The organism is Youngiibacter multivorans, assembly GCF_017873395.1.
Taxonomy (GTDB): Bacteria; Bacillota; Clostridia; order Clostridiales; family Clostridiaceae; genus Youngiibacter; species Youngiibacter multivorans.
Window position 1 is genome coordinate 49,296 of sequence record NZ_JAGGKC010000014.1, and the last position, 15,118, is coordinate 64,413.

13 protein-coding genes are annotated in these 15,118 nt (G+C 47.3%); 10 read left to right on the forward strand and 3 right to left on the reverse strand.

Features of this window, described 5'->3' with window-relative positions:
- Window positions 1-4: 4 nt before the first annotated feature.
- Window positions 5-1,327 (reverse strand): type I glutamate--ammonia ligase, encoded by a 1,323-nt coding sequence (gene glnA, locus J2Z34_RS09265; RefSeq protein WP_209459581.1) that lies wholly within the window; start codon window positions 1,325-1,327, stop codon window positions 5-7.
- Window positions 1,328-1,726: 399 nt separating this feature from the next.
- Between glnA and J2Z34_RS09270 the strand changes: the two genes are divergently transcribed.
- A complete protein-coding gene (locus tag J2Z34_RS09270) occupies window positions 1,727-2,854 on the forward strand; it encodes an aldo/keto reductase (RefSeq protein ID WP_209459582.1) in 1,128 nt (375 codons plus the stop codon).
- Window positions 2,855-2,943: 89 nt separating this feature from the next.
- Here the strand turns inward: J2Z34_RS09270 and J2Z34_RS09275 are convergent, their stop codons facing one another.
- Window positions 2,944-4,182 carry an MFS transporter gene (locus J2Z34_RS09275; RefSeq protein WP_209459583.1) on the reverse strand — a complete coding sequence of 413 codons (1,239 nt, stop codon included), beginning with the start codon at window positions 4,180-4,182 and terminating at the stop codon, window positions 2,944-2,946.
- Window positions 4,183-4,427: 245 nt separating this feature from the next.
- Here J2Z34_RS09275 and J2Z34_RS09280 point away from each other — a divergent pair, with 245 nt between their 5' ends.
- The 3 genes from J2Z34_RS09280 (at window position 4,428) to J2Z34_RS09290 (ending at window position 6,913) form a co-directional block, all read left to right on the forward strand.
- On the forward strand, window positions 4,428-5,375 hold the full coding sequence (locus tag J2Z34_RS09280) for a hypothetical protein (RefSeq protein ID WP_209459584.1): 948 nt from the start codon (window positions 4,428-4,430) through the stop codon (window positions 5,373-5,375).
- Window positions 5,376-5,441: 66 nt separating this feature from the next.
- On the forward strand, window positions 5,442-6,077 hold the full coding sequence (locus J2Z34_RS09285; protein ID WP_209459585.1) for a flavodoxin family protein: 636 nt from the start codon (window positions 5,442-5,444) through the stop codon (window positions 6,075-6,077).
- A gap of 8 nt (window positions 6,078-6,085) precedes the next feature.
- Window positions 6,086-6,913: a 4Fe-4S binding protein gene (locus J2Z34_RS09290; protein ID WP_209459586.1), complete on the forward strand. Its 828-nt coding sequence runs from the start codon at window positions 6,086-6,088 to the stop codon at window positions 6,911-6,913.
- A 54-nt stretch (window positions 6,914-6,967) separates the two neighbouring features.
- On the opposite strand, the gene J2Z34_RS09295 is transcribed toward J2Z34_RS09290, so the two are convergent.
- Entirely contained in the window at window positions 6,968-8,062 is a 1,095-nt protein-coding gene (locus J2Z34_RS09295; RefSeq protein WP_209459587.1) for an NADH:flavin oxidoreductase, read from the reverse strand.
- Between the two features lie 156 nt (window positions 8,063-8,218).
- On the opposite strand from J2Z34_RS09295, the gene J2Z34_RS09300 reads away from it, so the two are divergent.
- The 6 genes from J2Z34_RS09300 (at window position 8,219) to J2Z34_RS09325 (ending at window position 15,116) form a co-directional block, all read left to right on the forward strand.
- Window positions 8,219-10,171: a sigma-54-dependent Fis family transcriptional regulator gene (locus tag J2Z34_RS09300; protein WP_209459588.1), complete on the forward strand. Its 1,953-nt coding sequence runs from the start codon at window positions 8,219-8,221 to the stop codon at window positions 10,169-10,171.
- Window positions 10,172-10,409: 238 nt separating this feature from the next.
- A complete protein-coding gene (locus tag J2Z34_RS09305; RefSeq protein ID WP_245250595.1) occupies window positions 10,410-10,766 on the forward strand; it encodes a Lin0512 family protein in 357 nt (118 codons plus the stop codon).
- A gap of 32 nt (window positions 10,767-10,798) precedes the next feature.
- Window positions 10,799-11,782, forward strand: coding sequence for a thiamine pyrophosphate-dependent dehydrogenase E1 component subunit alpha (locus J2Z34_RS09310; protein WP_209459589.1), 984 nt, complete (start codon window positions 10,799-10,801; stop codon window positions 11,780-11,782).
- Window positions 11,779-12,747, forward strand: a complete 969-nt coding sequence (locus tag J2Z34_RS09315; RefSeq protein WP_209459590.1) for an alpha-ketoacid dehydrogenase subunit beta — start codon at window positions 11,779-11,781, stop codon at window positions 12,745-12,747. The genes J2Z34_RS09310 and J2Z34_RS09315 overlap by 4 nt, the downstream gene beginning before the upstream one ends.
- Before the next feature lie 54 nt (window positions 12,748-12,801).
- Window positions 12,802-13,800 carry an NAD(+)/NADH kinase gene (locus tag J2Z34_RS09320; protein ID WP_209459591.1) on the forward strand — a complete coding sequence of 333 codons (999 nt, stop codon included), beginning with the start codon at window positions 12,802-12,804 and terminating at the stop codon, window positions 13,798-13,800.
- 23 nt (window positions 13,801-13,823) lie between these two features.
- Entirely contained in the window at window positions 13,824-15,116 is a 1,293-nt protein-coding gene (locus J2Z34_RS09325; RefSeq protein ID WP_209459592.1) for a dihydrolipoamide acetyltransferase family protein, read from the forward strand.
- The last annotated feature ends 2 nt before the right edge of the window (window positions 15,117-15,118 follow it).

Here is a 15,118-nt window from a genome sequence, read left to right on the forward strand (position 1 = left end):
GGGATCAGAATCTCTGAAGATACCTCTCGATTTCCCAGGCAGTAATCTGGCTGGAATAGTTATCCCATTCTTTCATGCATGCTTCAGTCAGTTTCTCGAATATGTGCTCTCCTAGTGTGTCTCTCATGAGACTGCTCTCATTAAGGCAGCTAACAGCTTCATAGAGGTTGTAAGGCAGCCTCTCAATTCCCTTTTCGTCAATTTCCTTCTGCGACAGGTCGTAGAGGTTAGAGTTCAGGGGTGCTCCAGGATCAAGGTTCTTCAAAACCCCATCCATTCCTGCAGCTAGGACTGCAGCTATAGCTGTGTAAGGGTTCGCTGACGAATCCGGGCTCCTTAGCTCGATCCTTGTCGAGTCCCTGATTATGGAAGGAACCCTTATAAGCGGACTTCTGTTCCTTGAAGACCAGCTGATGAGAGCTGGAGCTTCATAGCCTGAAACAAGCCTCTTGTAGGAATTGACAGTCGGATTGGTAACTGCGGTATATTCCCTGGCATGGATAAGCAGTCCTGCCATGAAGCTATATGCGAGCTTTGACATTTTAAGAGTATCGCTGCCGTCATAAAAGAGGTTAGATCCATCCTCCGAGCTCAGCGACAGGTTGAGGTGCATTCCTGAACCGCTTACACCGAAGGAAGGCTTCGGCATGAACGTCGCATGGAGACCGTGTCTCTTTGCTATGAGCCTCACTACCATCTTGAAGGTCATTATGCTGTCTGCGGCATTAAGCGCATTGCTGTACCTGAAGTCTATCTCATGCTGTCCGGGTGCGTTCTCATGATGGGACGCCTCGACTGAAAAGCCCATGTCTTTCAGGGTCCTGACTATATCCTTCCTTGCATTTCCTCCAAGGTCCTGGGGAGCCATATCGAAGTAGCTTGCCTTGTCATGGGTTATCCTGCTTGGTTCTCCTGTATCGGTTGTATGGAACATGAAGAACTCGCACTCAGGACCAACCTGAAGAGTATATCCTTTTTCAGCTGAATCCCTGATCACCCTTTTCAGAGTGTTCCTTGGGCAGCCGCTGAAGTCCTTCCCTTCTGAATCGACTATGTCGCAGATGAGCCTTGCTTCCTTTGGATATTCCGCCCATGGAAGTATGAGGAAGGTATCAAGGTCCGGCCTGAGATACATGTCCGATTCCTCAATCCTCACGAATCCGTCTATAGCCGAGCCATCGAACATGATCTCGCCGCTAAGAGCCTTTCCCAGTTCTTCTGACGGAATTGACACGCTCTTCATTATTCCAAATATGTCCGTGAACTGCAATTCAATGAATTCCACCTGATTCTCCACCACGGCCTGGATGACTTCATTCCTGTCCATTTGAACCTCCTGAGTACAATATTAATATTTTCTTTCCCTAATTATATCCTCTATTCGCCTGTGGAAGAACAAGCAATATAAAAAAGCCCGCAGCTTAAACCAAATGGTAAAGCTGCGGACGCCATTGCCCGTTTTTCCTCGACACCTGTATTATATATCCTACCCTGTGTTTCTGTAAATAGTCTGGCTGTTTTCATAATTGAGGTAACGGATTTAATTACAATGAGGAGTTTGCAATTATTGACATTCAAAAAAGAAAACGTTATACTTTCGATATGTCTGGTCTTACCAGTAATCTATGATTGATAATTTTGTAACTTGAAATTTCGATGCAAATGCTTAACTGATGATAATAGATGCTATATACTAGTCATAAGTGAGAATTATGGGAGGGAAATTATGAAGTACAGGGAATTTGGGAAAACAGGAATAATGGTTTCTGCACTCGGCTTTGGAGCCATGAGGCTGCCGACTACAGACGGGGACCCGGGAAGCAGGAACATTGATGTGGATAAGGCAGTTGGCATGATCAGGCATGCCATTGACAGCGGAATCAACTATGTTGATACTGCGTACCTGTACCACAAGTACAGCAGCGAAACACTGGTTGGCAGGGCTTTACAGGACGGGTACAGGGAAAAGACATACCTTGCAACCAAATCTCCGGTATGGAAGATTGAGAAGCCTGAAGACTTTGACAAGTATCTCGATGAGCAGCTGGGCAAGCTTCAGACAGACCATATCGACTTTTACCTTCTGCATGCCATGAACAGGGACAGATGGGATAATGTCATACTGAAGCATGATGTATTGAAAAGGGCTGAAATGGCAAAAGCTGCTGGGAAAATCAAATATATTGGATTCTCGTTTCATGATGACCTTGATGCATTTAAGCTTATACTTGATGGTTATGACAAGTGGGATTTCTGCCAGATTCAGTACAACTATATTGACACTGACACTCAGGCAGGTCTTGAAGGATACAATATGGTGAAGGAAAGAGGCATAGGCCTTGTCATCATGGAGCCTCTCCTTGGCGGAAAGCTTGCCGTTCCTCCAATCCAGGTCAAGAATGCCCTGGATTCATCCAGGACACCTGTAGAGTGGGCCTTTGATTATATATGGGACCATGAAGGCGTTTCGCTGCTGCTAAGCGGGATGAGTACCATGGAGCAGGTTGAAGAGAACCTGGTCTTCGCAGACAGGTCCGGCAAAGGAATGCTGACAGAGCCTGAGAAGGAAATGTTCAAAAAGGCCAAGACCATTTACGACACAATGGCCCTTGTGCCCTGCACAAAGTGCCAGTATTGCATGCCTTGTCCATTTGGACTCAACATTCCGGGAATATTCGAGGCGTACAATTCCACTGCAATCAAGAAGATGGATGAATCAAAGGGACTATATTTCGCAATGGAGACTCTTGCGGATGCCTGCACAGCATGCAAAAACTGTGAGGAGCAGTGTCCCCAGAACATAAAGGTATCTGAGATCATGCCAGTCATAGACAAGCTATTTGCAAACTCATAGAAAAGAAGTGACCGGTCCGTTTACGGACCGGTCATCTATATGCTATAGCTTAACTGATACAGAGGATGCCGCAGCAAACTGTGGATTAATCAGCTGATGGTGTTGATGGATTCTTCCTTATTACGTACAGCTCTTATTGCCTTCCTGCCGGTCGATATGTAGGTCAGGAGTGTCCCACTCATCATCAGGATCCCTCCGATGACTAGGAATGTTATGTAGGAGCCTGTTGAATCATAGGAAAATCCAGCAAGTGGCGGACCGATTATTCCTCCGATGCTGGTAGCCGCATGGGAAAGCCCCACAAGGGTTCCGGATTCTCTAGTTCCGAATACGCTGATGAATGCAAGGGTGCCGAGCATTCCAACCACTGTAGCAGGAGCAATAAGCACTGCAAGTACCGCAGCACCTGCGAATCCTTTCAGTAAAGGGGATAGCACAAGTATTATCGCAGAAGGCATCATGCAGATCAATGTTGCGATGCCTACGCCTTTTTTATCAGCGAGTGCTCCATATATCGGCCCCCATGCCATCTTTGCGATACTGTATATGGATATGCAGAGTGAAGCCTGTATAGCTGTTATTCCCATTCCCTGGTAGATTGCAGAGGCATTGTTGAAATAACCCATGAAAGCTAGTGCAATAAGGAAGCAGGCTGAAAAAATCAGCCAGAACTGCAATGTTCCCTTTATGTCGCGCATAACAAGTCCTGTGATTTTTTTTGCTTCTGTCTCTGCCTTATCATCTGAGCCTGATGCCTCAAGACCATAATGGGAAGGATGCTCTGAAAGAAGGAAGATACCTGTCAGGATGATCCATATTCCTGCAAAGCTTCCATGGACAAGAGCTGCCTTTCTTACACCAATGTTCTCTATGAGCCAGGCTGCCGCAGGGACTATGAATATTCCTCCGAAGCCGGTTCCAACTCCAAGAAATCCCATCACCTTCGCGCTTCCTCTGGCATACCACCAGGTTATGACAACCTGTGCAGATGCGAAGCCGGCCAGGACAGAGGCAGAACCCAGAAGAAACGAAGCGGCATATACGAAAGGAAGTCCCATGAAGGCTATGGATGCGAAGAAAAGGAACATCATGACTCCACTGGCTGCGACAACCTTCTTTATACCGAATGCATCAAGGATCTTACCGATGGCAAGCGATGATACCAGAGCCCCGATGCCGGCAATTGTAAAAATGAAGGACCCTTCGGTTATGCTTATATCATAAAGCCTGCATATTGGAAGCAGATAAACTGACATGGATACATTGGAGCCTATGGCCACCATTACCATCAGTATGCTGCCGATTGATACCTTCCTGGCTCTATCCATCAAATTCACCCCTAAATCTTTGCAATATTCCGACAAATTTATGTATAATACTTGCTTCTTTCATTATGATTGTATAACAATGATATTGTGATGTATACGTTTTTTTGTCAATCGATGGTATATTTAGCAATAGTCTAACGAAAACATGCGGAGATTATTGTTTTGCCAATATTCTGCCTATGGGTACGATACCATGGGGATTTGTTTTATAATAAAATTGAGTCAGCAGGAAGGAGGCGATTCCCATGCTTGAATGGAAGGAATTTAACAGGATCCGCGGTTGGATGCTTAGAAATGCAAGGCCCATTGACCTGGCAAGATGGAAATACCATTTTGAGGAGGGCTCAATACATGATGTCATGACCTGCCTGGGAACATACCAGAACAGCGATGGGGGATTCGGGAATGCGCTGGAGGCAGATTCATGGAATCCATACTCTACACCGGTACAGACTGCTGCAGCAATAGGAATCCTCAAGGAGTCAGGATTTCAGGACAGAAGGGATGGCCTTGTGAATGCAATTCTTAGTTACCTTGAAAGTGAGTCTGGATTCAGAGAGGGCAGATGGGAGAATGTAGCTATGTCAAATGACTCTTATCCCCATGCTCCGTGGTGGTCATATGACTCGGGTAGTGCTGAAAGGGAGAGGTTCAATCCTACAGCAACACTCACAGGGTTTATCCTGGTATTTGCCGACAGGAATTCCGATTTGTTCAAAAAGGCTTTGGCCCTGGCGGATGATCTGCTGAGAGAATTTCTCAGTAACCCTAAAATTGATATGCATCCTTTGATATGTGTACAGGACCTTCTTGAAGACATATCCAGGGCCAGGGTAGAGAGCAGGCTGAGGTATGCTGAGGCTGTCAAGGCTTTCAATGAGAGATCGGTAGAGCTGATCCTTTCAGACAAAGACAACTGGGGCGGATACTCTACATACCCTTCTCATTTCGTGAAATCAAGGGGAGACGAGGTGGACAGAGGGATAGGTGACCTGTCATTAAAGGAAGCCGAATGGCTGGTAAAAAACAGGAACAAGGATGGGGTATGGGATATTTCCTGGAAATGGGACAAATATCCTAAAGAGTTCGCCATATCAGAAAACTGGTGGAAGGGAAGCCTGGCAGTGAGGAACTGCATGTTCTTAAGGGCCATGGGGCAGATAGAAGGACTGAGAACCAGGGAGAGAATCTGACAGAACAGGATATGGTGTGTCAAAGCTTTAATTGGATAAAACGAATTTGAATCAGGGAGGAACATGATGAAGGTAGTTGCAATCAACGGAAGTCCGAAAAGGGAAGGAAACACATATCATGCGCTGAGGCTCGTCCTCAATGAGATCGAGAAGGAAGGCATCGAGACAGATATCATCCATATTGGAGCCAAACAGGTGCAGGAGTGCATAGCCTGCGGGATGTGCGCAAAAAACAAGGATGAGAAGTGCGTGCTCATGGGAGATGACCTTAATCTCTGGATCCAGAAGATGAAGGAGGCTGATGGAATACTTCTCGGATCTCCGATACATTTTTCAGGGATTTCAGCCTTGATGAAGGCATTCCTCGACAGGGCATTCTACGTTTCAAGCAACAACGGAGGTCTGTTCAGGCATAAGGTCGGAGCTTCAGTCGGAGCTGTAAGAAGGTCTGGAGGAGTACCTGCGTTTGACATGATGAACAGGTACATACTTTATGCAGAGATGCTCATGCCATCATCAAACTACTGGAATGTAATCCATGGGGCTGCTCCAGGTGAAGTTGAAAAGGATGAGGAGGGCCTTCAGATAATGAGACTTCTTGGAAAGAACATGGCATGGCTCATGAAGGTTGTGGATGAAGGCAAGAAGACATATCCTGCCCCTGAGAGGGAAAAGAAGGCAAGGATGAACTTCATAAGATAGGAGGATTTATGGATAGGGGAGAACTGATCCAGGCTATATCAGGAATTGTTGAAGATTCTCTTGAGAATCGAGTTTCGGGGGATTGTGCAATACTTCCGGAGCTTTCCGGAATGAGGATATTCGAAAGCCCGTTGTTTGCATTTGGCAATCCTTTGGATCCGATATTTGATAAATTGAAGGAACCTGGTGTAATAGGACCTCATTTCACATCACCCAGGGAATGGATGCCAGAGGTAAAAACGGTAATCTCGATTTTCCTTCCTTTCACCGAGGCGGTGAGAAGGGGAAAAGACTCTTCACCACAATGGCCTTCAAGCGCTTGGCTTCATGGAAGGATCGAAGGGCAGGCATTCATCAACATGATGCTGGCTATGGCTGTTGCTGAAATAGAATCCTATGGGTACAAAGCCATGGCACCATCACTTGACAAGAGATACTGGTCTGTCATACACGATGGGAATACCAATCCGGAAAAGGCAGGGTTCACTAGCAACTGGTCCGAAAGGCATGTGGCATATGTTTCTGGCCATGGGACCTTTGGCCTGTCAAAGGGGCTCATCACTAAACGTGGAATTGCAGGAAGGTTTGCCAGCATCCTTACAGATATGGACATTGAAAAGGATGAGAGGTACTATACAGAGCTTTATGAAAACTGCAGCATGTGCGGCGCATGTGCAAAAAGATGCCCGGCAGGGGCAATCTCTGTCCTGACAGGAAAAGACCATAAGAAGTGCTCAGATTACCTTGATACGACAGCTGCAAAATATGCGCCACGATATGGCTGCGACAAGTGCCAGACAAAGGTTCCATGCGAGACGTGCATACCAGAAAAATAGTAATAAGAAAGGATAAACTGAACCTGCAGTTTATCCTTTCTTATTTTTTCTATCTCATTTTATGTCAGGGTTTACCGTGCATACCATCCTTCTGTTTCTTGCAACTGCTCCAATGCATGCGTTGCAGTAGATACAGCTGTTGATTGCCTCGCCTGATTGAAACTTGTTTGGAAGGTTCGGGTCAGCTATCAGTGGTCTTGCCATGGCTATGAAATCCGCTGAGCCTTCAGCTAATAGATTCTCGGCAAAATCCTTGTCGGTGATCTTGCCGACTGCTATTACCGGTACCTTTGCGTACTCCTTGACTTCAGCTGCATATCCCGAAAAGATTCCCTGCTCGGTATCGGCTCTTGGAATTGAAACTGAGCCAACTGTGCATCTCTTAAGCTGGGCAGCGAATGGGATGTCGTTTGATGACAGGTTTATGACGTCAACTCCTGCTCTCTCAAGATATCCGACTACAGCCTTAAGCTCATCTTTGTCCATGCCGCCTTCCATGCCGTCCCTTGCGTTTATCCTTGTGCTGACGGTGTAGTCTTCACCGCACCTTTCCTTGATCTTCCTTATCGTCTCACATACTATCCTTGACCTTCCTTCTGCATCGGTTCCGTAGATGTCAGTCCTTTTGTTCATGTAAGGAGACAGGAAGCAGCTTAGAAGGTAGAGATGGGCTGCGTGGAGTTCAACTCCGTCAAAGCCTGCCTTTTTAGCTCTTTCAGCAGCAGCTGTGAAGCCATCTTCGATTTCAATGATTTCTGGTATTGTCAGTATCCTTGGTGAGGTGTCCCTCATGTACGGTATGCCCGATGGTGAAACAATTTCACCTGATCCCTGAGGACCGTTGTGCCCGAGCTGAAGTATGGCTGCAGCTCCTTTTGATTTGATGGTTTCTGCCAAAGTCTTAAGGCCTTCTATTGTTGAGTCATCCCAGATTCCGAGCGCTCCACTCCCGTAAGCAATACCCTTCCAAGGAAATGCGGCTTCAACGATGATTGCACCAACACCGCCTTCTGCAAGTCTTCTGTGGTAGTTTAAAAGGTCTTCTGTTATATACCCATTATCGCTGTAGCATGTGGCGACAGCCGGCATAATGAGTCTGTTCCTTATCTTTGTCTTTCCTATCATCCCCGAATCGAATAGTCCTGCCATTTTCCAACCTCCTTGTTTTACATTTTCATTATACCAACTTGGTGTTAGCTTGGATATTGAATGGTCTGAAATTTCCAAAAAATACTGATTTTGTCTCAAATTCGTGATAAAATTCAAGTGGGTGAACTGAAAACGTTTAGAAGAGGAGTGAGACATTTGGACCTCGATGAGAAAAAGAGACTATGGGAAGAATTCATTTACAAGGGGGTTATCGATCCTGGAGTCAACAGGAACGTTGCCTTAAGTTGGATGAAATGCAGCAAGAAAAAGGTCGATCCCTATGGTGGCATGGGCAGAAAGACTGATCCGGAGCTTCTGAAGAGCATACGTGAAGAGAACCAGTGGCTGATTGACATCGCAGGACCGATAATGAGGAATCTCTTCGACATAGTAAGCGGGTCCCATTTCCTTCTCGTTCTCACCGACAGCTGTGGCTATATCCTTGAGACGATCGGAGATGAAGCTGTCAACAGGATGGCACATGAGATGCATTTCGAGGTAGGAATGCTTTGGAACGATGATGCTGTTGGCACAAATGCCATTGGTGTAGCATTGGACCAGGATGTGCAGATTCAGATGGCGGGAGCTGAGCATTACTGCATCACCCACCACAAATGGACCTGCTCTGCGTCACCAATACATGGACTGAATGGCGAGGTAGTTGGGTGTCTTAACATTTCTGGTGACGCATCCATGGCAAACTCTCATTCACTCGGAATAGTTGCTGCCGCGGCATTTGGAATCGAGAACCAGATTCTTCAAAGGCATACGACCGGGCTTATGAGGACGGCTCTTGACAGCTCTTCGGATGGGATAGTGATCCTGGACGAGGCATACCGCAGCGTATGGATGAATAAGGCAGCAGAGAACATACTTTTCATGGGACTGTCTGAACTATCAGGCATGGACTTCAGAAGTCTAATGCCAGACATGCCATGGGGAGTAGCTGATAAGAACTCAACAGGGAAGAGGCATGTGAGGAACGACTGCAAGCTTATACTAGGAAGCATTGTATATCAGATGAGCGCCAGCATTTCTCCCATTATCTTCGAGAGGAGCACCATCGGGTACTCGGTATCCATGATGAGGCAGGAGCAGCTCCTGAAGACAGTAAATAAGGTAACAGGAAACCACGCATCCTATACCTTTGATGACATTTACGCCACGGATCCGGTTATGAAGAGGGTAATCCAGATGGCACAGAAATACTCGAAGTATGATGGTAATATTTTGATCGAGGGTGAAAGTGGCACCGGAAAGGAGCTTTTCGCACAGGCGATACATAATGCCAGCGCAAGAGCTGACGCTCCGTTCATAACCATAAACTGTGCATCCATACCCAGGGACCTTGTTGAAAGTGAACTATTCGGCTATGAAAAGGGTGCCTTCACTGGTGCATTGAAGGAAGGCAAGCCGGGTAAATTCGAGCTTGCTGATGGCGGGACAATATTCCTTGACGAGATTGGGGAGATGCCTCTCGAGTTCCAGCCAAAGCTTCTAAGGATAGTCCAGTCAAGGTGTGTGCAGCGCCTTGGGGGAAAGTACGAGAAGAAGCTGGATATAAGGATAATCGTAGCTACGAATCGTAACCTGAAAGACGAAGTGGCTGCAAGGAACTTCAGGGAGGACCTGTACTTCAGGTTCAATGTTCTTAAGCTGACCATTCCGCCGCTTCGTGAAAGGAAAAAGGACATTGCCTATTGTGCAGAGAAATTCCTTGAGCACTTCAATCAGCGGTATCCTGAAATAAGCAAGGCAATGGACGGGCGGTTCTTAAGGGAGCTCGAAGGCCATTACTGGCCGGGGAACGTGAGGGAGCTCCAGAACTGCATTGAAAGGGCCTTCTATACAGGAGCTGGTAATGTCCTTACCGATGCATCCTCGTATTTCGACGCTATCGATGTCCCGAAGAGTACTCCTCAGCAGACCAGGATATTCAACGGTACTCTAGAGGAGCTTGAAGGCAAGAATGTCGAGACAGTACTGAAAGACTGCGGGGGCGATGTATGCCTGGCAGCAGAAAAGCTTGGTATAAGCAGGGCATCCATGTACAGGAGACTTAAAAAATACGGGATCAGTCCTAAGGCGGCATCAGGACGGTTGTCTTAATCTCATATGTGAGATTATTTTGAAATTGAGACTGTTAATCTCAAAAGTGAGAATCCGGAAAATCTGAATTTTTATCAGATTTTCCGGATTGTTTTTTTAAGCAGTCAATAATTAATTATTGGTCAAATTCAGGGCAATCTGATGACTAATTGTCAAATGATTCGGATAACTTATGATTGGCATGGAAGATGCTATATAGAGGGTGTGCATTTCGAGAAAAGGAAGGGAGGAGGTTTTATTGGAGAGATATATAATCGAATTCGGAATAGGAATGGACTTTCATGGACAAGACGTCAATAATGCAGCGCGAAAGGCTGTTAAGGATGCAATATCAAAAAGTTGCCTTAGCGGCTTGCAGGAAGTGCTGCATATCGACGACCTTGACAAGGGAGTCCGGGTAAAGGTGACAGTAGCCGTGACGAAGCCGGAGCTTATAGATGTGGAGGGCATAAAGAATTGCCTGCCGGTAGGAGAGGTAATCGTCAAGGCGGTCCATGGCGGTCTGAACGTCCCTGGGATATACCTCCCGAGGTTCGGGGACAAAGATGACAGCATAGAAGCTGCGATAGCGTGTGTGGAAGTAGGTATCACTTGAGTTCAATCAAACAATAAAAGGAGGAACATTCAATGGTAAACAAGGAAACCATCCGTGACATGTACGTCACAATGAAGAAGATCCGAGAGTTTGAGACCAAGGCTATGGATCTCTTCGCAGAGGGCAAGATTCCGGGATTCGTCCACCTGTACATCGGGGAAGAGGCAGTAGCGGCCGGCACATGCCAGCAGCTGAGGACTGATGACTACATCACATCCACCCACAGAGGCCACGGCCATATAGTGGCAAAGGGCGGCGAGCTTAAGTACATGATGGCTGAGCTCTATGGAAAAGCCACCGGATACTGCAAGGGCAAGGGCGGCTCGATGCACATTGCTGATGCTACAAAGGGAATACTTGGAGCAAACGGCATAGTCGGAGCTGGTCACAATATTGCAGTCGGTGCCGGACTTTCAGCAAAGTACCAGGGAACTGACAAGGTCGTAGTATGCTTCTTCGGAGACGCTTCAACCAATCAGGGAACGTTCCATGAATCACTCAACCTTGCTTCGATCTGGAAGCTTCCTGTAGTTTTCGTATGCGAGAACAACTACTATGGAATATCAATGAGCCAGGCAAGGCATCAGGCTATAAAGGATGTTGCAGACAGAGCAGTTGCTTACGGAATACCCGGGATAGCAATCGACGGAAACGACGTATTTGCAGTATACGAGGCAGTAGGCGAAGCAGTAAAGAGGGCAAGGAGCGGAATGGGTCCTACTCTTATAGAGTGCAAGACTTACAGGCAGAGGGGACATTTCGAGGGAGATGCAGCCAACTACAAGCCTGAGGAAGAGCAGAGAGAATGGCTCAAGAAGGATCCGCTTCCTAGAATCATTGCTTTCATGAAGGAAAATGAGGTGTTCACTGACGAGGAGATAGCAAAGCTTGATGCAGATATTGCTGCTGAGCTTACCGATGCAATCAAGTTCGCTGAAGATAGTCCTTTCCCGACCTTGGAGAGTTCAGTCGAGGACATCTATTCTGATATCATCGAGGAGGTGCGTTCAAGATGAGTAAAATGACATATATGGAAGCTCTCCGCGAGGGCATGAACATACGAATGAGAGAAAACAAGAATGTCATACTCTTTGGAGAAGATGTCGGAGCCTTTGGAGGCTGCTTCGGAGTTTCCGGGGGGATGCTGAATGAATTCGGAGCTGACCGTGTAAGAGACACACCTATATCAGAGGGTGTTATTGTCGGATGCGCAGTAGGTGCAGCTGCTACGGGAATGAGACCTATAGCTGAGCTTATGTTTATTGACTTTCTTACAGTAGGTATGGATCAGCTTGTCAACCAGGCTGCCAAGATGAGATACATGTTTGGTGGTAAGATCAATATTCCGATGGTGCTGAGGGTTCCGGCAGGCGGAGGGATATCCGCTGCTGCACAGCATTCACAGTCCCTTGAAGCCTGGGTCACCCATATTCCAGGCCTTAAGGTGGTCTATCCTTCAACTCCACAGGATGCGCTTGGGCTTATGCTTGCTGCTATAGATGATAATGATCCTGTGGTCATGATCGAGAACAAGGTGCTATATGGATCTTCCGGTGAGGTCTCAAGCTTTGAGCCAATCCCTCTGGGAAAAGGCGACATAAAGAGAGCTGGAAAGGACATGACGATAGTCGCATACGGAAGAATGGTCACTGAGGCGCTGGCAGCTGCTGAAGTACTTGCAAAGGAAGGCATCGAATGTGAGGTTGTCGACCCGAGGTCTCTGTATCCTCTCGACAAGGCGCTCATTGGAGAGTCAGTAGGAAGGACGCATAAGGCACTTGTTGTGACTGAGGAAGCAAAGCGAGGCGGGTACGGCGGAGAGATCTCAGCGATAATCTCTGAAGAGTTCTTTGACTCACTGGATGCTCCTGTAGTAAGAGTAGGAGCGCTTAACGCACCTATTCCTTTCTCACCTCCTTTAGAGCAGTATGTTCTGCCAAATTCCAAGGACATAGTTGCAGCAGCAAGGAAAATGTTTTAGATAGGGATTGCAGGGAAGGCTATGGCCTTCCCTGTTCCGGAAAGGATGATTTAAATGGCGTCCATAGGCATCATAGCAAATCCGGCTTCAGGAAAAGACATCAGAAGACTGGTATCTTATGCCACTGTGTTCGATAACAATGAGAAAGTGAATATAGTGAAAAGGATAGTCCTGGCAGCCCAGGGAATGGGGGTTGAGGACATATGGTTCATGCCGGACTCCTTCCAGACCGGTTATAAGGTCATTGACGAGCTGTCCTGCGAAATGGTCCTGACTGCCAGATGCAGGGTGCTTGAAATGAATATAAGTGCATCTGCCCAGGATTCGACGGATGCTGCGGCAATGATGGAATCCATGGGATTAGGATGTATAGTCGTACTTGGAGGGGACGGCACCAGCCGTGCAGTCGCAAAGAGCGTGAAGAACATTCCTATATTGCCAGTATCCACTGGAACGAACAACGTTTATCCTTTGCTTATTGAAGGTACTGTTGCGGGTATGGCAGCTGCAGCTGCAGCAATGGCTGGCGATGAAGGAAGGACCTGTGTCAGGGACAAAAGGATAGAGGTCATGAGGAATGGCCAGGTTGTGGACATAGCTCTTATAGATGCAGTGGTATCAGCGGAGGTTTTCGTGGGTGCCAGGGCTATATGGAACCTTGACAATATAATGAGGGTAATGGTCACCAGGTGTCACCCGGCAAGCATCGGTTTTTCATCTGTTGCAGGGGTACTCGGAATAGTGAGGCCATGGGATGACTTCGGCTATTCAGTGGTACTTGGAGATAGTGGAATGCATGTGGTTGCACCGATAGCGGCAGGCGTCCTCAAGGAGGTCTGCGTATCTCATGCGGGCAGGATGGAACTTGACGAGGAACATAGCTTCACCGCTTCAGGAAGGTGTGTAATAGCCCTTGACGGTGAGAGAGAGATAGTGCTTAGGGAAGGCGAAACCGTGGTATTCAGGATCGCGAGAAACGGACCTCTAAGGGTGGATGTGCGGTCCACGCTGGAGAAGGCCCTGAATAACGGTGTGTTTTCCAGAGGAACCTAAAACTTGAAAAAGGGGGAATGAAAATGGCAAAGCTGATAGTGCTTCCAAAGCTTGGACTTACGATGACAGAAGGTACGATAGCCAGATGGTACAAGCAGGAGGGTGATGAAGTAAAGGTCGGAGATATACTCTATGACCTTGAGACAGACAAGCTCACCAATGAGATAGAAGCAAGAAATGACGGTATACTCAGGAAGATATTCATACAGGAGGGAGAAAAGGCACCATGCCTCGCACCGGTGGCAATAATAGCCGCTGCCGACGAGGACATATCTGACCTAATGCCGGGAGGGACAGAACCCCCTAAGAAGGAGGAAGCCAAGGCAGAGGAAGTGAAGGCAGCTGAAACACCGGCTCCTGAAGCGCCAAAAGCAAATGCCCCGGCATCACCTGCTGCGAAGAAGCTTGCAAAGGAAAAGGGAATTGACATAGCCCTCGTGACTGGAACAGGACCAGGCGGAAGGATCACCATCGAAGATGTTGAGAAGTATACGCCTGTACAGGAAGCACCCCCTCTGAAAGCATCCCCTGTTGCTGAAAAGCTGGCAGCTGATAAAGGAATCGACCTTAAGGACGTACCTGCTGAAGGCAGGATAATGAAGGCTGATGTAGAGAAGCTAATTCCGAAGTCCGAAGCTGTCGCAGAAGAAAGGGTCAAGATGACCGGCATGAGGAAGGTAATCGCAAAGAGGATGTCGGAGAGCTGGAATACATGCCCGACAGTTACCTTCGATATCAGTGTCGACATAACCAACATGGATCATCTGAGGGAGCTGTTGAAGAAGGAAGAGGTTCCAGTATCCTATACTGATATCATCGCATTCATGGCTTCAAGGACTCTGCTTGAGTTCCCGCTGGTCAACTCATCTATTGACGGCACAGACATCATAATGAAGAAGTATGTCAACCTTGGAATAGCAGTAGCACTTGATGACGGCCTGCTGGTTCCTGTAATCAAAGATGCAGATAAAAAAGGGCTTAAGGAGCTCTCCAATGAGCTTAGACTGCTTGCGACAGATGCAAGGGCAGGAAGGCTCGGACCTGACAGCTTGACTGGAGGCACCTTCACCATAACCAATCTCGGAATGTTTGGTATCGAAAGCTTCTCTCCGATAATAAACCTTCCTGAGGTTGCGATCCTTGGAGTCAACGCCATCAGAGAAGTTGTGGTACCGGACTGCTGCGGATTTACTACCAAAAAGTTCATGGGACTTTCGCTGACGGCAGACCACAGGGTTGTGGACGGATCCGTTGCTGCGCAGTTCCTGGCAAGGCTCAGGAAGAAGCTGGAAAATCCGGCACTCCTGTTCATTTAGGG